Source organism: Vibrio sp. 2130-1 (genome assembly GCF_033339515.1).
The window spans coordinates 59,535-77,466 of record NZ_JAWOUT010000015.1; the positions used below are offsets into that span (position 1 = coordinate 59,535).

Genomic DNA, 17,932 nt, shown 5'->3' on the forward strand with positions numbered 1-17,932 from the left:
TAGATCTCCCTATTCATCCACTGTGAAATACAGTCCCCAGGCACGAGTTAAAATGTCTGATGAGACGACTTTTCGTTTTCCTTCAAAAACGAGAACGTCTCTGCTAATGCCCAAAAGATCTTTAGGTAAGCATGGATAATTAGGCATTCTATTTTCACGGTGCAATTGATTTAATGTGTCAAAGAATTCAGGCGACAACGCGAGTTGCAAGTCTTTGGACAGCGATAACCAAAGCGCTTTATAGTCATCATCACCAAGTGGCTTAAACTCAATTTTGTACCCCAGACGGCGTAAAAAAGCAGGGTCAGCAATTTTGCTTGGTGCAAAATTGGATGAGAATGCCAAAGTAAGCATAAATGGCACCGTTACTTGTTGACCATTTGGCAGCGCCAGATGGTCAAATAAGTATTCCATTGGAACGATCCATCTATTTAGCAAGGCGTCAACAGGCATTGACTGACGACCGAGATCATCAATCACTAAGATTCCGTTGTTAGCCATCATTTGAAGTGGCGCAATCCATACGCGATTATGCTCGCTGTGGTTTACCTCAAGCATCTCCAATGTCAGCTCACCGCCCACTTGAATGTTTGGTCTTTCACAAAGAACCCAGCGTTTGTCGTAATGGGTTTCCAACTTAACGAAAACCTGAGAATGGGAGTTGTCTAAACGACGGTGATGATGCTCTGAGAACACTTTGATGATGTTGCCATCGGCATATACGGCGTAAGGAATAAACACCGAAGTGTTCATTGCATTGAGCACTCTTGATGCAACGTAACTTTTACCAGTACCCGCGTGGCCGTAAAGCAACAAAGCTCGTCCAGAGTTGATAGCAGGTCCGAGAACAGGAACTAAGTGATCCGAGCCAAAAACATCAGATAATGCACGCTCTACATCGATACGGGTAACAGGGTTTTTGCGTAGATCTTGTCCTTCAACAACGGTCCAATACTCTTCCAAAGAAACTGGAACAGGACCGATATACGGATCTTTTCTATATGCAATGTCTGCTTCCGCAAGTCCTAACTCCGTTAGACTATAACGAATGTTCGAGTACGAATGGTTTAGCTTCTCAGATGTAGGCTGATATACCTCAACCCAGCTTCGTTTCCTCAACTGCGCCAAAGCAAGTTCAACAATATTTGAAACCACACATAACCGCTGTGTTAACTCGATCAAATCACATTTCGGATAAGCTGACAGGTGTTTCAACACTAAGTTTTCAACGACTGAAGCCGGTATGCCAAGACCTTCTACCGATGAAGGTACTTTTGGTGGATTTATTTGTGGCACGAGTTTTTCCCAATACACAGAGCCCATCACACTTCCCCTCCTTGAAGTTGCTTAGCCAACTGATGCTGCATGCCATTTATTATTTTTATTTAGTGGGTATAGGAAAAATAAGCTAATCCAATTACGATTATCGGCGCGAATGGAATGACTAACGGCTTACTGGACCTAAAACCTGGTGTTACTTTTTCTAAGCAATACCCTTTAATCTGATGTGATAGAGCAACACTAGTCGATGACACATGTAGCATTAGATAAAAAATGCCGACAATGCCTCCAGCGAGTATTATCCCGGTAGACGCTTCCCCAAGGTTACTCAATCCCAACCATGCCCCTATGACGGCGAGTAACTTAACGTCTCCTCCAGCCATTACTTTGAAAAGATACAGCGCGAAACACACCGCAAACGCAACCAACCCACCATATAAATGATCCAAACCAGTTGTGGCTGGGTTGTAAATTACGTTTGCAGTTACTGCAACCAAAAGCATAAGCACTGCTTTATTCGGTATTCTGTGTTTCTGTGCGTCTGAAACTCCAATCGCAATAAGTAATGACCAAATAATTAACTCGCTAACCATTACGAAGTGCTAATACGACCAGCTACTGAAGTGAACTTGTTAGACAAGGTTGTCCAGAAGCCTGAAGTCAAGAATGCAGTAACAATTAGTGCCGCACCTAGGATATACTCCAAAAGTGTTAGCCCCTCTTCGTCTTCCATGAAGTCCTTGATTAGATTGCGAAAGTTATCCATAAGATTATCCCCTTTATTTAACCAAATCTCGCTTGTCCATGACGCAGGTATCATATACACCCGAATCATGCTTAAACATTAGTCATCAAGAATTAGGGGGGTTAGGACTTTTTTGCCAAAGGTTAGTACTTTCTTGCCTGTCTGCGCTTCAGAGGCAAAATGTATCATAAATAAGACACATCACTGTAAGCTATGTGACACATTTCACACTTGCAGTATGACTATATAAGCCTAAGCTTAATAAACGAAAGGGTGAGGTCTGAAGCTCAAGGAATGAGGCTCGACTGACCTCAATGCATACTAACATTGGTGTAGTACGTACTGAGCAGGATTCATATGGATAAACAGACCAAAGCTTACTGGATAGGAGAGACCCTTTGCTCGCTGCCGGAACAATTTCGTTGTGAGTTTGATGGGTGCTTTGACATTATGGACTGCAGTAAAGATATCTCAGTCCTCAGTGATAAAGAACATAGCTACTTCTTTTACTACATAACCTGTGATCATCAAGAGCACTTGAAAGGTGTTATAACGCTCTGTAAAAACCTCGACAAAAAACTGATCGTCGTATCTCCAAAAGATACGGCTCCTCACTTGCCGCCCAAGCATATTTGTGCGGAATATTATAAGTTGAACGAGCTCACTCTTCCTATCTGGCTTTCACAAATAAAATTGAAATACTTTTTGCATAGTAAAGTAGACGAAGAACAAATCTCGGTAGATAAACTTTTCTCTCGAAGCGGCAAGTCAAACTTTTCAGACGTAGTCCATTACATCGCCAATAACGTTCATAAGGACCTAAGAGAAGAGGAAGCAGCCGCTCTTTGTCATTACTCGCCGAACTACTTTTCCAAAGTTTTCCACCGTAAAGTGGGTATGTGCTTTCGTGATTATGTCACGGCGAAACGCATTTCATTAGCTAAGAAAATGCTAATTGAAAATGAATCGATGAAAATTGCTTACATTGCTTATCAGTGCGGGTATCGAGACGTTTCTTACTTTTCTCGAATTTTTAAGAAAAAAACAGGTCTGTCTCCAGCAAATTATCGACAGCAGTTTTAGGCTTTATTTGTAGCAACTGTCAGAACAACTAACGCTATCTTCCCCACATATTTCATCAAAATGCATTCCCGTGTCGCGATTTAACATGCTAAAGTTAACAATGCGTTAACAATTATAAATACAATGAGAAGACATGGAGTCACTTAAAATGAATCAGCCGAATCTAAATAGCGCTGCTGGTTGCGCTCTCCCACCACCAAATGAAATGATCCTCAAATGGGCTCAAGAGCGTCCAAATGAGGTCTACCTAAAACAAATTATTAACCGACAGTTTGTTGAGTACACATTCTCTGATGTTGCAGATCAAGCCTTAAAACTTGTCAGCGCATTACGCACGCTTGGTGTAAAGCCTGGCGACAAAGTCGCGTTAGTATCTAAAAACTGTGCAGAATGGTTTATTTGCGATCTTGCTATGATGCTTGGTGACTATGTCAGTGTGCCAATCTTTCCTACCGCCGGTGCAGACACCATCGAATACTGTGTGACTCATAGTGAAAGTAAAGCGATCATTGGCGGAAAACTCGATGATCCCAAAGCAACTCAGCAAGTCATTGATGCTATGCCTGAACTCATTAGCATCGCTCTACCTTATGACACGGCACCTAAGTGTAAGCACGAATACCAAGCGCTCATTGCTGATGCAGTGCCAAGTGAAGAGCGTCCGCAGCATTACGATGACAAGCTAATGTCGTTGGTGTATACCTCAGGCACATCAGGGTTACCGAAAGGCGCGATGCTAACTTACGGCGCATTCAGTTGGTCTGTTCAGCAACTGATCAATCATATTGGTATCCAAGAAAACGACCGATTGTTCTCTTATTTACCGCTCGCTCATATTACAGAGCGTGTTTATATCTTCGGTTCATCGATTATGGGTGGCGTGCCAACAGCATTTCCAGAGTCACTGGACACTTTTATCGAAGATGTGAAGATGCACCGACCAACTCTGTTTATCTCCGTCCCACGATTATGGACGCTATTCCAGCAACGTATTCAAGACAAACTTCCACAGAAGAAGCTCAATATTCTGTTGAAAATCCCATTCGTCAATTCTTTGATCAAGAAAAAGCTAGCAGATGGTCTAGGTTTAGATCAGGCTCGAGTATTAGGCTGTGGCTCTGCACCTGTCTCGCCAGCGTTGTTGGAATGGTACCACTCAGTGGGCCTTGATATCACAGAGGCTTGGGGGATGACGGAATCATTTGCCTACAGCACGCTCAACTACCCATTTAGAGCTGACAAAATTGGTAGTGTCGGTAATGCAGGGCCAGGCATTGAGTTAAAAATCGCAGCCGATGATGAAATCATGGTGCGTGGCAAAGGGCTATTTTCTGGCTACTACAAAAATGATATTGCCACCCAAGAGTCTTTTGATTCAGAGGGCTGGCTACACACAGGCGATATCGGCGCTATCGACTCAGATGGTTATCTAACGATTCAAGGCCGTAAAAAAGATAACTTCAAAACCGCCAAAGGTAAATTTGTCTCTCCGGTTCCTATCGAGAAAAAGCTTTTCGAGTACAGTCGCGTAGAGATGATGTGTCTCATCGGTTTAGGGCTACCCGCTCCAATTCTTTTGGTTGTGCCACATGACTTCCCTAACTTTGATCGAGAGCGATACGCACGTACCACACGTAAAGTTATTGCCAGGATGAATCAAGAACTCGCCTCTCATGAGCAAATCAAAGGTGTGTTAATGATTAAAGAACCTTGGAGTATAGAAAATGGCGTACTGACGCCAACGCTTAAAATTAAACGTCATGTGCTCGAACAAAAGTATCATGAGATAGGCCACAATTGGCCAAAAGATGAATTGGTCGTGTGGGAAGAAGACTTGTAATTTTGCTTGCACTCCTCAACACCATTGGGGAGTGCAACTTAACTTTGAGCTTGAATCAAACTCATAGACTACTCTCTCCAGAATGGCTTACTCACTTCACAACTAATCTCCCTTTCACCTAATCCAATATCGTCCCAAAGGTGCTTTGGTAACTCTCTCAAGTGACGACGTGTCTTATAGTTCCTTCTCCAAGCCGCCAGTTTAGAATAAATTAACTGTAACCCGCTCTGATGGGCAGTAGGTATAGTACGCTCACAAGTGTGTGTCATGTTTTCCATTTCAAAGTTCCCTATACAATGTTGACCACTTAATAATCAGCGACTACGCTGATATCCTCAAACGATAGAATCTGCCATAGAGTTAAGGAAAACTAATGTGAAAGATCGAATACCTCCCTTACAGGGCTTGTATTACTTTTTCGTTGCAGCAAAGGAAGGAAGCTTTAAAACGGCAGCAAAAGAACTGTTTGTTACGCCAGCGGCCATTAGTCAGCAAATTCGTCATTTAGAAGAGTTCTTAGGCACGGACCTATTTGTTCGTCAGCACAGAAAAATCGTGCTCACACCAGAGGGAGAGCTACTGTTTAGTCAGGCAGAAAGAGGGTTTGCTCATTTGCAGCAAGGGGTTAGATTAGTCAATCAAGATCCAAACCCGAACCACCTTTCGATATCAACACTCCCCTCTTTCGCTCATCATTGGTTAGTCCCGAAAATTACGGCTTTTCGCCAGCGTCACCCTGATATCGCCTTGCTATTAGAACCAACCAATGATTTGGTGTCTTTTCAAGATAGTCAGATAGATTTATGTGTTCGTTACGGTTTAGGAAAATATCCCAATTTAGAATCACAATGGCTGATGGACGAAGCTTTTTATCCTGCTTGTCATCCGGTGTACCAGAAAGAGCACGGGATCTATAACATCGAGGATTTAAGCAAAGCTGAGCTGATTGAAGATGTTTGGCCTGATCTTGATTGGAATATGTGGTTAGCAACCTTGGGTCACTGCGCAGCAAAGCCTACCTTAAAATACAGTGGATCACATCTCGTGCTTGAGGCTGCACTATCACTTCAAGGCGTGGCATTAGTAAAACACAGTTTAGCCCATCAATATTTTCGTTCTGGCAAATTGGTCCGAATTGGAGATATCGCTATCAAGCCCAACTTTGCGTATTACTTGTGTGCGCCAAAAGGCTACTTAAAAAGACCTAAAGCTCAATTGTTTGCGCAATGGTTGAAGGAAGAAATAGAAATATTTGAAAAGTCAGTGGTACCAGACTTTAAGACCATTGACCTAAAAGGCAACAGTACTAGAACGGCATCATAACAATCGTCAAAACAAACGCTAAATAGGAATAAAACAAACACGCTCTGCGTATAAGACTGCTAAATACAAAAAGCCCCGCACTAAGCGGGGCTTTCAAGTTATAGAGTTAACTTAAGAATTACTTCTTAGCGTTACGCTCTTTAACGTCAGCAATTACTTGCTCTGCAACGTTTGTTGGACATGGTGCGTAGTGTGAGAACTCCATAGAGAACTGACCACGACCAGAAGTCATAGTACGTAGAGTACCGATGTAACCAAACATTTCTGATAGAGGTACATCACCCTTGATACGTACGCCAGTAGACGCTGCTTGTTGGTCTTTGATCATACCACGACGACGGTTAAGGTCACCGATTACGTCACCAACGTGATCTTCTGGAGTGAACACGTCAACTTTCATGATTGGCTCAAGAAGTTGCGCGCCAGCTTTAGGCATAGACTGACGGAATGCACCTTTCGCTGCGATTTCGTAAGCGATAGCTGAAGAGTCAACTGCGTGGAAACCACCGTCGAATAGTTCAACTTCAACGTCTAGAGTAGGGAAGCCAGCTAGAACACCGTGCTCCATCATTGACGCAAAGCCTTTCTCAACTGCAGGCCAGAATTCTTTAGGTACGTTACCACCAACAACTGTTGATTTGAACGTGAAGCCAGAGTTTGGCTCACCTGGTTTGATGCGGTAGTCGATCTTACCGAACTGACCAGAACCACCAGACTGTTTCTTGTGCGTGTAGCTATCTTCGATTGCTTGAGTGATAGTTTCACGGTAAGCAACCTGTGGAGCACCAACTTCTAGCTCAACGCCGTAAGTACGCTTAAGGATATCTACCTTGATGTCTAGGTGAAGTTCACCCATACCTTTCAGGATAGTTTCGCCTGAATCTTCATCAGTCTCAACTTGGAATGATGGATCTTCTGCAACCATTTTACCGATCGCGATACCCATCTTCTCAGAACCGCCTTTATCTTTAGGCTTAACTGCGATAGAGATTACTGGATCTGGGAAGATCATTGGCTCAAGAGTACATTCGTGCTTAGGATCACATAGAGTGTGACCAGTTTGAACGTTCTTCATACCAACTACAGCGATGATGTCACCAGCTTGTGCTGAATCGATCTCGTTACGCTCGTCCGCGTGCATCTCAACCATACGGCCGATACGCTCTGTTTTACCAGTTGCAGAGTTAAGGATTGTGTCACCTTTCTTCATCTTACCAGAGTAGATGCGGATAAAGGTTAGAGCACCGAAGCGGTCATCCATGATCTTAAATGCAAGAGCACGTAGTGGCTCGTCTGCAGATACAGTCGCAACTTCACCAGTTGGCTCACCAGTCTCTGAATCAGTTAGAGGCTGTGGATCAACTTCTGTTGGAGATGGTAGGTAATCAATTACCGCGTCAAGAATAAGTTGGATACCTTTGTTCTTGTACGCTGAACCACAGTAAGTTGGGAAGAATGCTAGATCACGAGTACCTTTACGGATACAACGTTTGATGTCTTCTAGAGATGGCTCTTCGCCTTCTTCTAGGTAAGCCATCATTAGATCTTCGTCTTGCTCTAGAGCAGTTTCGATTAGCATTTCACGGTATTCAGCAGCTTTCTCTACCATGTCTGCTGGAATATCTTGAACTTCGTAGTTCTCTGGTTGGCCAGACTCATCCCATACGTAAGCTTGTTGGCTTAGTACGTCTACAACACCTACGAAATCTTCTTCGATACCGATAGGTAGAGTCATAACTAGAGGTGTAGCACCTAGTACGTTCTGTACTTGATCTACAACTTTGTAGAAATCTGCGCCCATACGGTCTAGTTTGTTAACGAAGATCAGACGTGATACGTGTGATTCGTCAGCGTAACGCCAGTTAGTTTCTGACTGAGGCTCAACACCACCAGAACCACAGAATACACCGATACCACCGTCAAGTACTTTTAGAGAACGGTAAACTTCGATAGTGAAGTCAACGTGTCCAGGAGTATCGATGATGTTTAGACGGTGATCGTTCCAGAAACAAGTTGTTGCTGCAGACTGGATTGTGATACCACGCTCAGCTTCCTGCTCCATGAAGTCAGTAGTAGTTGAACCGTCGTGAGTGTCACCGATCTTATGGATCTTACCAGTTAGCTTTAGGATACGCTCTGTAGAGGTAGTTTTACCCGCGTCTACGTGAGCAAAAATACCAATGTTTCTGTATTTTGATAAATCAGTCATTGTCTTACTCTGTTAATAAGGTATAAAGTGCGCGCAGAGTATATCACATTCTGTCAATACTGATACCCTTGCGTGCGGATGGAAGAAAAAAAATTTTAACGTGAAATTTCCGTCCCCAAAGCATAGTCAAACACAGCAATTTATGTACTTTATTCGCATTTTATTGAGGACGAATAGAACAGTTTGTGATTGCACAAATACCATTCTTATGAGCATTACAGCTCGTCAAAAGCCTCTATAGCTTCCGACAATTTCTTAACGCCGTGAATTTGCATGCCAGGGATGCCATCTTTCGGCATGTTGGCTGCTGGCACAATGGCTTTCTTGAAACCATGTTTGAACGCTTCATTCAAACGCTCTTGCCCACTTGGCACTGGACGGATTTCGCCCGCAAGCCCTACCTCACCAAAAATCACCACATCTTTAGGGAGTGGACGGTCACGAAAACTCGATAAAAGCGCCATAACTAAAGCAAGATCAGCGCTCGTCTCCGTCACCTTAACACCGCCAACCACATTAACAAAGACATCTTGGTCTGCCATTTGTAAGCCACCATGCTTATGCAACACAGCGAGCAAAAGTGATAGGCGGTTCTGCTCCAAGCCGACCGCAACACGACGAGGGTTGGCTAACTGCGAGTAATCCACCAGCGCTTGAATCTCTACTAGCAGAGGGCGCGTGCCTTCCCAAACCACCATGACGGAAGAGCCTGATGTTTCTTCTTCACCACGAGAAAGGAAGATCGCTGATGGGTTGCTCACTTCTTTCAATCCTTGGCCTGTCATTGCAAAGACACCAAGCTCATTCACAGCGCCAAAACGGTTTTTATGACTACGCAAAGTGCGGAATCGGCTATCCGTTCCACCATCGAGTAGTACCGAACAGTCGATAATGTGTTCAAGAACTTTGGGGCCCGCAAGGGTACCATCTTTTGTTACGTGACCAACAATAAATACCGCAACATTATTCTGTTTTGCGTATCGTGTCAGAGCCGTCGCAGATTCACGTACCTGAGCAACACTGCCAGGCGACGATTGAACATCAGAAACGTGCATCACCTGAATCGAGTCTATTACCATTATACGAGGCTGCTCTTTTTCGGCGATTTGGCAAATTTTGTCGACGTTCGTTTCCGATAGCATTTTTAAATGATCTTTCGGCAAGCCCAATCGGGAAGCACGCATTGCCACCTGCTGTAATGACTCTTCACCGGTTACGTAAAGCGTTGGCATTTGCGCAGATAAACTACACATGGTTTGCAACAGAAGGGTTGATTTACCTGCACCAGGGTTACCACCAATCAAAATTGCGGCACCTGGCACAACCCCACCACCCAACACGCGGTCAAGCTCTTTAAACCCACTGGTGAAGCGAGGTACTTCTTGCAGATCAATTTCGGATAGCGTTTGAACCGTAGCTTCTGTTGCGGAACCAGCGTAGCCGCTTAAGCGTTCATTGCGAGCAACGGTTGGCGATGCAGCGATACGTACTTCTGTTATCGTATTCCATGCACCACATGCGTTACACTGCCCCTGCCAACGGGGAAAGTCCGCGCCACAATCATTACAAACATACGCTCGTTTTGCTTTCGCCATGATGCCTCAATTTTTTCTACAAATGTGACTAAGCACAGCCAAGTCAGACCTGAACTGAAATGAACTATTGATATACTTAAGTATTACTTCGCTTAGCCGATACAATTTAAAGTAACGACATACTCTAACAGAAATAATGCAGCAATCTGAAATTCTCTCGCTCGCAGAACGACTCATTCCCGTTTACGGTACGAATGACTTTGACTTTGTCCTTGGCCAACTGACCGAGGAAGAGCCGCCTTCGGCCAAAATTTTGGTTAAAATGGAACTTAACCGCTTAATGGCTCCATGCAAAAAAAGCATTGATTTGCGAGGTCGCGTTCAAGGCGAATGTCGCGAGTATATTTTGGATGGCATTCCACATTGGTTGGATGACGTTGCTTTCAACGCTTACCATAAAAACATCAAAAAGTTTGGCTGCTACACGGAAGGAATGTGGGAAGCATTGGTCAACACGCGAAATAACTTTCGCGTAATGAGCAAGCGCCTTACTCAGCAAAAAACGCAATCGTTAACGGATCCTAAAAGCCCGTTCTTAGCAGAACCCGTTCACCTAGGCTACGATTTAAAGCGCCAAGAAAAACGCTTGAAAGTCCAATCTCAAGTTGAAATTTGCCGTTCTAAAGGACAGCTTCTTCATGGATTAAGCATTGATTTATCTAGCTCTGGCGCAAAGTTCAAAGTTCCTAGCGCATTTAAATATAACCTTGGGGAAATTATTCAGGTCACGTTTACTGAATTTGCCAGCAAATCTAACGTTGCAGGTATAGAGAAACCGCTCGCATACCGCATACTCGCGGTTGATGACTGTTACGAAAATGACTCAGTTCGATACCTCAGAACCATACGCTTAACTGACACCAATGTCGTCACCCGAGTGATAGATGAAGCGCTCAACAGTGCTGCTAAAAGGGCTCGTCACGACAATCAAGACAAGATTATTCGAGCTCGAACTCGCGGTTATGAGCACATCGCACTAAAGCACACCAGCAGCTTACCTCTATTCTTTGATGGTAGTGACCTAAAATTAGCAATGTTAACGCCAAACAATCAAAAGCTTTGGCAATACTGGCACGATGAGAGAAACCAGCAAATGTTTGGTTCCTTATTCAACGAGCAACGCATCGCGTCACTCATTAAGCCTGGTGTTAAAGGAACAACCAATGTCCTTTATTCATTTACTCACGAGCACGAGAATCGAACCTATTTCTATTCGATGTTTCGCCCTGAAGCAACTCGCGAACAGCGCCAGCTATTTTGGCATTTAGGTGGCAAACGAGAGAGTTGGCGCGCCTTTAGAATTTCAATCTTTGAACTATCAGAGCAAGAACAGGAAGACCTAGCAGCTTTCTCTCCAGAGTTAGCAGAAACGTCTCAATCACTGACTCATATTGGTATTTTGCAAGAAATTGCTGACGAAAAGTCAGGGCAGGATTACCTGCTAACTGAAAAGCCGCGCTTACCCGCTAATACATTAAACGCGTTTCGCCATCCGAGAAGAGTTATCGGCAATCCAAAGGGCATTTATTTTGATGCAAAGTCTCGTCGAAAAGAGCCTCGTTATCGTTTTAAAACACCTTTAGAGTTGTACTCAGGACAAACTAAAACAGGCGGCTGTACTGTTGACCTTTCCAAACGAGGACTCGGAATTAGGCTAAGTGAGCCCACGATGTTACGTTCTGGGCAAGAGGTAAGAATCAACTTTCGAGAATTACAACTCTACGATAAAAAATTGCCGTTAATGTCGGTGCCATACCGAGTAATTCGTGTAAGCCCAGACGGTTGTAGCGTGCAGCTAGTTATTGATGAAAGCAGCCAAACCATGAAGGTAATCGCTTTTTTCAACAGCATTATCGAGCACAATCAAGACAAGCTAATCCCGCAAAAAGAGACGCTACCAAGTAATGCTCTACTTGAAAGGCTGCACTGCATGTTGCTCTCGCGTACGCTGAGCACGCCTATTTTTATCAGTAAGAGTACGTCATCTTCAATCAAAACCCCCGTTATCGGGGTGAACTTGCCGCTACCTAAACACATTGAGCTTTTTGCCCGTCTTGGGCATGACCAACTGTTGTCACTTGAACCTATCTTTAAAGGCCGGACAAGCACATTAATCGCAGAGCCAATAAAACGTGTAGAAGGTGCTCAAGCCAGACATCAGGATATCTACATAAGCGCCGCAAAAGTAGGCAATAAAATTACAGGCATTGAGTCAAAGCTTCATCAAGAGTTCAACAGCGTAAAAGAGCGGATTCAATTTATAAAGAAAGCGCGAATGATGGGTGACTTTTACGTGATTCGCCTTTCTACTGCGCCAATTTTCGATCCGATGACATCATTACTGCAACAAGATTTAAGTGACTTAACCCAATTTGGCGTACATCAAGCGAGCAAGTTAGAAAAAGAGTTAACAGCGCTCGTTGGTTACAGTGAATTTGAAGACATTACTGAAGAGGTTGTAATTAGATTGGAGTTAACCGAGTAAATTCAAAGTCATACCAAATTGAAAAAAAAACACCGCCTTTCTGGCGGTGTTTTTGAATGGATGGTTAAGGTTTAGCTTTCCAGCTGACCTTTTGCTGCTTCACCAATGCGCCAGATAAAATACAGAGCACACCGCCCAACCCTGCAAAGCGAATCGCTGATTGCGCTTGAGCTTCCACTTTTGGTTTTGCGTGATACGCAATCCCTAATCCTGCCACCGACATCATCACAAGATCATTAGCGCCATCACCGACAGCAACCGTGTTGTGCTGCTCAATTTCATATTCATCCGCCAGTTCCACTAGAATGTCAGACTTCATCTGCGCCGTTACCACATCACCAAGTACGTTACCCGTGAGTTTGCCGTCAATAATTTCTAATTGATTGGAGCGAGCAAAATCTAAGTCGACTTTATCTTTGATGTAATCAGAGAAGTAAGTAAAACCACCGGAAGCAATCGCTGTTTTCCAGCCCAAGGCTTTCAACGTCGCAATTAGCGCTTCAAAGTCCGGCATGAATGGTAACTGGGAACGAACTTGTTCAAGAATTGATTCATCGGCACCTTTGAGCTTACCAACTCGCTGACGTAAACTTTGCTCAAAATCCAGCTCACCTTGCATGGCACGTTCAGTGACTTCCGCTACCTCATCCCCTACTCCTGCCAGTTTCGCGATTTCATCAATACACTCTATCTGGATCGCCGTTGAATCCATATCAAATACAATCAACCCTTGGGTTGATAGATCGGGCACTTCATTAAGCGAGGCGTAATCTAGGTTGAGACTTTGTAAGATCGTTTCATGTTGAGGAGTCAACTCTCCGGCCATCAGGGCTACTTCATATTGGCCAACTTTCCACGTTTCTAGTATCGGGTTGTAAAAGCCGGTGAAGAAATCAATGTCTTCGAAGTGATTTGGCGAAAGGTACTCAGCAAATACGATCCAGTTTGCTTTTGCTTTATCTAATTGGGAGGCAAATCGAGTCTCGGGTAATCGTTTTAAAAGTGTCGTATGTTTTCTGATAGGCAAGCTTTTTGACGCGTCCATGTATATAATCCCTTATGACTTTGCTAAAACGTTACCTCAACAAACTAAAAAGGCAAGTCTTTGTTTTATTTTAAATGGATGAGTAAAGAGCATGAGTGAATCTTTGTTCTCAGTAAGGAATGCCCTAAGAATTCTGGCACTAATCCTACTGTGTGTGATGTTGTTTATCACAATAAAAAACAGTGTTGTGATCAGTAAGGGTAATGAGAAAATTCAAGCACAACAGCTTGAAACACTCACCAAAGTTTTGATTTCACAGGCGTCTCTTTCTGCCAGTGAGATGATTTTAACTAAAGATCAAGAACGATTACTTCAGCTAACAAACCAGCTAGCACAAGACCGTTTAGTGTTTGATGCAACAATCTACGATGCACAGGGTGTACGTTTAGCATCTAGTGAAGAGGCATTATCGGTACGCGAAGTTCTTGGCCTGGATACGCCTTTGGCAACAGCTTCCATTGGTCGCCAGCAGTTGGTTGAACCAGTTTTTGCAGATGGTGCGCTTATCGGTTTTGTTCGCGTGACCTTTGAGACGGGCCGGGTGACGGCTATTTCTGACCACCACTATCGCAAGAGTGATCGTTATATGTACATGATGGTCTTAATGAGCTTTGTCTGTGGTATGTTATTCATCTTGATTTTACGTCGACAACCGATACGTCGTAAAAAAGCGCCAAACCTGCTGCTAACCAAGTAACTAGGTAGCGCTAATAACTCATATAAAAACAGCCCGCAATGTGCGGGCTGTTTTTTAGCTCTTGAGAGCGAAAAATAGAATGACTCTTCGTCGCTTACTCTTCGTCACCAAGCAATACTGAATCTAGTGCGATTAGCATCATGTCGTTGAATGTCGTTTGACGCTCGTCAGATGTAGTCTGTTCGCCAGTCTTGATATGATCAGAAACCGTACAGATTGTCAGAGCTTTTGCACCGTATTCTGCCGCAACACCGTAAATACCAGCCGCTTCCATTTCAACACCAACAATGCCGTACTTGTCCATTACATCGAACATTTCTGGATCTGGCGTGTAGAAAAGCTCTGCTGAGAATAGGTTACCAACTTTAACGTCAATACCGCGAGCTTTTGCAGCGTCTTCTGCCGCACGAACCATGTTGTAGTCTGCGATTGCCGCGAAGTCATGACCTTTAAAGCGGATACGGTTCACTTTAGAGTCAGTACATGCACCCATGCCGATCACAACATCACGCACTTTGATGTCTTCATTCACTGCGCCACAGCTGCCAACACGGATGATTTTCTTCACGCCGAAGTCTTTGATTAGTTCAGTCGCGTAAATCGAGCATGATGGGATACCCATACCGTGGCCCATTACCGAGATCTTACGGCCTTTGTATGTACCTGTGTAACCAAACATATTACGAACGTCACACACTTGAACGACATCTTCAAGGAAAGTCTCTGCGATGTATTTTGCACGTAGTGGATCACCAGGCATCAGTACGACGTCTGCAAATGCACCCATTTCAGCATTGATATGTGGAGTTGCCATTTTCTTTTCCTTAACCTTTCTCTAGCGCTCCGCGCTTAAGGCGATATAAGCCAGAGTATTCTCATTTCCGACAAGCAGCATTTACATACTGCAAACATAAAACTAGGAGCAATCAAGCTCCTAGTTTTCAAAAACCTAACTAATTATAGGAAGTTCTTACCGTAATCCATTGGAGAAGTACCGAAGTAACTTGCCAATGTTTGACCGATATCTGCAAAACTATCACGACGGCCTAGTGAACCTGCTGGTACTTTCTTACCGTAAACAATCACTGGGATGTGCTCACGAGTGTGGTCTGTACCTGGCCATGTTGGGTCACAACCGTGGTCTGCCGTTAGGATCAGCACATCGTCTTCTTCCATAATATCCAGCACTTCGTTGATGCGACCATCGAAGTACTCAAGTGCCGCTGCGTAGCCCGCTACATCACGACGGTGACCGTAAGCTGAGTCGAAGTCTACGAAGTTAGTGAATACGATCGTGTTGTCACCCGCTTCTTTGATTTGCTCTAGCGTTGCTTCGAACAATGCAGGGATACCTGTCGCTTTCACTTTCTTAGTGATGCCGCAGTTTGCGTAGATATCAGCAATCTTACCGATAGAAACCACGTTGCCTTGCTTCTCTTCAACAAGTTTCTGTAGAACCGTTGCTGATGGTGGCTCAACAGAAAGGTCACGACGGTTACCAGTACGCTCAAATTGACCTTTACCAGCACCAACGAATGGACGCGCAATAACACGACCAATGTTGTAATCTTCTAGCTCTTCACGTGCGATTTGGCAAAGCTCTAGTAGACGATCAAGACCGAAAGTCTCTTCGTGACATGCAATTTGGAATACAGAGTCAGCAGACGTGTAGAAGATTGGTTTGCCAGTCTTCATGTGCTCTTCACCAAGATCGTCAAGAACTTGAGTACCAGATGCGTGGCAGTTACCTAGGAAACCGTCAAGACCTGCACGCTCAAGAATGCGGTCTGTCAGTTCTTTCGGGAAGCTGTTTGCTTTGTCAGTGAAGTAACCCCAATCAAACAGAACAGGCACACCTGCGATTTCCCAGTGACCAGACGGTGTGTCTTTACCTGAAGAAAGCTCTGCAGCGTGACCGTATGCACCGATGATTTCAGCGTCTGCGTCTAGTCCAGGTGCGAAGCGACCTGTCGATTCTTTATGCGCCATTGCCAAACCAAGTTTCGATAGATTTGGAAGGCGAAGTGCACCTTGGCGATTGTCGTTATCTGCTAAGCCTTTTTCACATTGGTCAGCGATGTGACCTAGTGTGTCTGAACCTACATCACCAAATTCTTTAGCATCGGCAGTTGCACCGATACCGAATGAGTCTAGTACTAAAATAAATGCTCTTTTCATTGCTCGTTCCTTAGGCCCACTCGGCTTTTTATTATGGTTGAGTAGGCCTTGTGTAATTACTTGTTCTATTAGATATCTTCTGCACGAATTTGGCGGTAAACCTCTGGAGTTGGTGTGTATTCACCACCTACTTTGATTGCACTGCGCAGTGCTTTTGCCGCTTCTTCCCATTGCTCTTCAGTGCGAGCGTGGATGACTGCAAGAGGTTTATCACTGTCTGCGACCTCACCTAGGCGGATGAACTCGTCGAAACCAACTGCGTAGTCGATTTCATCAGTAGCAACACGACGACCACCACCCATAGCAACCACAGCCATGCCGATAGCACGTGTATCCATTGCAGAGACAATGCCCGTTTCTGTTGCGTAAACTGGCTTAATGATTGCTGCTTTTTCTAAGTAGTTGTCGTAGTTTTCTACGAAGTCCTCGGGGCCGCCTAAGCCGGCAACCATCTTGCCGAAGCACTCAGCCGCTTTGCCGTTATCCAGCACTTCCATCAGTTTTGCGCGTGCGTCTTCTGTGTTCTCAGCAAGCTTGCCAAGTACTAACATTTCAGCACATGAAGCCATGGTCACTTCAAGTAGACGAGGGTTACGGTATTCACCTGTTAAGAAACGAACCGCTTCACGAACTTCTACTGCGTTACCCGCTGAAGACGCCAATACTTGGTTCATGTCCGTAAGAATTGCCGTAGTCTTAGTGCCAGCACCGTTTGCTACCGCAACGATTGATTTTGCTAGCTCTTCAGACGCTTCGTAAGTTGGCATAAATGCACCTGAACCCACTTTTACGTCCATCACTAGCGATTCCAGACCCGCCGCCAGTTTCTTAGAAAGGATCGACGCCGTGATCAGGGAGATATTGTCTACCGTTGCGGTAATATCACGAGTCGCGTAAACACGCTTATCCGCAGGAGCAAGGTCACCAGTTTGACCGATGATCGCCACACCAGCGTCTTTGGTTACTTGACCAAAAACATCGTTGCTCGGTGTAATGTTGTAACCAGGGATAGATTCAAGTTTATCCAGCGTACCGCCTGTATGACCAAGACCGCGGCCAGAGATCATAGGTACGAAACCGCCACACGCTGCCACCATTGGGCCAAGCATTAAAGAAGTTACGTCACCCACACCACCGGTTGAGTGTTTGTCGACAATTGGACCACCGAAGTTCATGTGGCTCCAGTCGATAACCATGCCCGAATCACGCATTGCACACGTTAAGGCGATGCGCTCATCCATGGTCATTTCATTAAAGAAAATCGTCATAGCAAACGCCGCAATCTGACCTTCAGATACCGTGTTGTTCGCTACGCCTTGAATAAAGAAGTTGATTTCGTCGGCGGTTAGGACTTCGCCGTCACGTTTTTTACGAATGATTTCTTGTGGTAAATACATTAGTGCCTCCCAAGCTCTTTTGAGCCATGGTTGTAGTAGGATAGAAGAGGTTTG

At 44.5% G+C, this 17,932-nt stretch carries 15 protein-coding genes; 5 read left to right on the forward strand and 10 right to left on the reverse strand.

The window, feature by feature from the left end; all coding sequences use genetic code 11:
- Positions 1-9: 9 nt before the first annotated feature.
- From R7Q09_RS19435 to R7Q09_RS19445, 3 genes are all read right to left on the reverse strand, one after another.
- Positions 10-1,323: a hypothetical protein gene (locus R7Q09_RS19435; protein ID WP_005386447.1), complete on the reverse strand. Its 1,314-nt coding sequence runs from the start codon at positions 1,321-1,323 to the stop codon at positions 10-12.
- A 62-nt stretch (positions 1,324-1,385) separates the two neighbouring features.
- Positions 1,386-1,874: a prepilin peptidase gene (locus R7Q09_RS19440; RefSeq protein ID WP_031781044.1), complete on the reverse strand. Its 489-nt coding sequence runs from the start codon at positions 1,872-1,874 to the stop codon at positions 1,386-1,388.
- Entirely contained in the window at positions 1,874-2,047 is a 174-nt protein-coding gene (locus R7Q09_RS19445; protein WP_145473528.1) for a Flp family type IVb pilin, read from the reverse strand. The genes R7Q09_RS19440 and R7Q09_RS19445 overlap by 1 nt, the downstream gene beginning before the upstream one ends.
- Positions 2,048-2,383: 336 nt before the next feature.
- Between R7Q09_RS19445 and R7Q09_RS19450 the strand changes: the two genes are divergently transcribed.
- Positions 2,384-3,109: a helix-turn-helix domain-containing protein gene (locus R7Q09_RS19450; RefSeq protein WP_130545037.1), complete on the forward strand. Its 726-nt coding sequence runs from the start codon at positions 2,384-2,386 to the stop codon at positions 3,107-3,109.
- A 148-nt stretch (positions 3,110-3,257) separates the two neighbouring features.
- Positions 3,258-4,949: an AMP-binding protein gene (locus R7Q09_RS19455; protein WP_206953302.1), complete on the forward strand. Its 1,692-nt coding sequence runs from the start codon at positions 3,258-3,260 to the stop codon at positions 4,947-4,949.
- A 68-nt stretch (positions 4,950-5,017) separates the two neighbouring features.
- Here the strand turns inward: R7Q09_RS19455 and R7Q09_RS19460 are convergent, their stop codons facing one another.
- On the reverse strand, positions 5,018-5,227 hold the full coding sequence (locus R7Q09_RS19460) for a DUF1127 domain-containing protein (protein WP_005380156.1): 210 nt from the start codon (positions 5,225-5,227) through the stop codon (positions 5,018-5,020).
- Positions 5,228-5,324: 97 nt separating this feature from the next.
- Here R7Q09_RS19460 and R7Q09_RS19465 point away from each other — a divergent pair, with 97 nt between their 5' ends.
- The gene (locus R7Q09_RS19465; RefSeq protein WP_318071096.1) at positions 5,325-6,272 is read left to right on the forward strand and encodes a LysR substrate-binding domain-containing protein; all 948 of its coding nucleotides are present in this window, start codon (positions 5,325-5,327) and stop codon (positions 6,270-6,272) included.
- Positions 6,273-6,390: 118 nt separating this feature from the next.
- Here the strand turns inward: R7Q09_RS19465 and fusA are convergent, their stop codons facing one another.
- Entirely contained in the window at positions 6,391-8,481 is a 2,091-nt protein-coding gene (fusA, locus tag R7Q09_RS19470; protein ID WP_005386444.1) for an elongation factor G, read from the reverse strand.
- Positions 8,482-8,696: 215 nt separating this feature from the next.
- On the reverse strand, positions 8,697-10,076 hold the full coding sequence (radA, locus tag R7Q09_RS19475; RefSeq protein ID WP_239945647.1) for a DNA repair protein RadA: 1,380 nt from the start codon (positions 10,074-10,076) through the stop codon (positions 8,697-8,699).
- 136 nt (positions 10,077-10,212) lie between these two features.
- Here radA and R7Q09_RS19480 point away from each other — a divergent pair, with 136 nt between their 5' ends.
- Positions 10,213-12,561, forward strand: a complete 2,349-nt coding sequence (locus R7Q09_RS19480) for a PilZ domain-containing protein (RefSeq protein ID WP_005380143.1) — start codon at positions 10,213-10,215, stop codon at positions 12,559-12,561.
- A gap of 64 nt (positions 12,562-12,625) precedes the next feature.
- Here R7Q09_RS19480 and serB read toward each other — a convergent pair whose 3' ends face one another.
- Positions 12,626-13,606, reverse strand: coding sequence for a phosphoserine phosphatase (gene serB / locus R7Q09_RS19485; protein WP_130545034.1), 981 nt, complete (start codon positions 13,604-13,606; stop codon positions 12,626-12,628).
- Positions 13,607-13,697: 91 nt separating this feature from the next.
- On the opposite strand from serB, the gene R7Q09_RS19490 reads away from it, so the two are divergent.
- On the forward strand, positions 13,698-14,303 hold the full coding sequence (locus R7Q09_RS19490; protein WP_005391677.1) for a YtjB family periplasmic protein: 606 nt from the start codon (positions 13,698-13,700) through the stop codon (positions 14,301-14,303).
- 94 nt (positions 14,304-14,397) lie between these two features.
- On the opposite strand, the gene deoD is transcribed toward R7Q09_RS19490, so the two are convergent.
- The 3 genes from deoD to deoA form a co-directional block, all read right to left on the reverse strand.
- Positions 14,398-15,117 carry a purine-nucleoside phosphorylase gene (gene deoD, locus R7Q09_RS19495; protein WP_005380140.1) on the reverse strand — a complete coding sequence of 240 codons (720 nt, stop codon included), beginning with the start codon at positions 15,115-15,117 and terminating at the stop codon, positions 14,398-14,400.
- A 143-nt stretch (positions 15,118-15,260) separates the two neighbouring features.
- The gene (locus tag R7Q09_RS19500) at positions 15,261-16,481 is read right to left on the reverse strand and encodes a phosphopentomutase (RefSeq protein WP_239945646.1); all 1,221 of its coding nucleotides are present in this window, start codon (positions 16,479-16,481) and stop codon (positions 15,261-15,263) included.
- A 68-nt stretch (positions 16,482-16,549) separates the two neighbouring features.
- Positions 16,550-17,878: a thymidine phosphorylase gene (gene deoA / locus R7Q09_RS19505; protein ID WP_206953299.1), complete on the reverse strand. Its 1,329-nt coding sequence runs from the start codon at positions 17,876-17,878 to the stop codon at positions 16,550-16,552.
- Positions 17,879-17,932: the final 54 nt, after the last annotated feature.

What these genes read in the sequence shown, in the direction of transcription:
- R7Q09_RS19455 (WP_206953302.1), top strand. Translation starts at nt 3,258, where the DNA reads ATGAATCAGCCGAATCTAAATAGCGCTGCTGGTTGCGCTCTCCCACCA.
- R7Q09_RS19440 (WP_031781044.1), bottom strand. Translation starts at nt 1,874, where the DNA reads ATGGTTAGCGAGTTAATTATTTGGTCATTACTTATTGCGATTGGAGTT.
- R7Q09_RS19435 (WP_005386447.1), bottom strand. Translation starts at nt 1,323, where the DNA reads ATGGGCTCTGTGTATTGGGAAAAACTCGTGCCACAAATAAATCCACCA.
- deoA (WP_206953299.1), bottom strand. Translation starts at nt 17,878, where the DNA reads ATGTATTTACCACAAGAAATCATTCGTAAAAAACGTGACGGCGAAGTC.
- radA (WP_239945647.1), bottom strand. Translation starts at nt 10,076, where the DNA reads ATGGCGAAAGCAAAACGAGCGTATGTTTGTAATGATTGTGGCGCGGAC.
- R7Q09_RS19500 (WP_239945646.1), bottom strand. Translation starts at nt 16,481, where the DNA reads ATGAAAAGAGCATTTATTTTAGTACTAGACTCATTCGGTATCGGTGCA.
- R7Q09_RS19480 (WP_005380143.1), top strand. Translation starts at nt 10,213, where the DNA reads ATGCAGCAATCTGAAATTCTCTCGCTCGCAGAACGACTCATTCCCGTT.
- deoD (WP_005380140.1), bottom strand. Translation starts at nt 15,117, where the DNA reads ATGGCAACTCCACATATCAATGCTGAAATGGGTGCATTTGCAGACGTC.
- serB (WP_130545034.1), bottom strand. Translation starts at nt 13,606, where the DNA reads ATGGACGCGTCAAAAAGCTTGCCTATCAGAAAACATACGACACTTTTA.
- R7Q09_RS19445 (WP_145473528.1), bottom strand. Translation starts at nt 2,047, where the DNA reads ATGGATAACTTTCGCAATCTAATCAAGGACTTCATGGAAGACGAAGAG.
- R7Q09_RS19460 (WP_005380156.1), bottom strand. Translation starts at nt 5,227, where the DNA reads ATGGAAAACATGACACACACTTGTGAGCGTACTATACCTACTGCCCAT.
- R7Q09_RS19490 (WP_005391677.1), top strand. Translation starts at nt 13,698, where the DNA reads ATGAGTGAATCTTTGTTCTCAGTAAGGAATGCCCTAAGAATTCTGGCA.
- R7Q09_RS19450 (WP_130545037.1), top strand. Translation starts at nt 2,384, where the DNA reads ATGGATAAACAGACCAAAGCTTACTGGATAGGAGAGACCCTTTGCTCG.
- fusA (WP_005386444.1), bottom strand. Translation starts at nt 8,481, where the DNA reads ATGACTGATTTATCAAAATACAGAAACATTGGTATTTTTGCTCACGTA.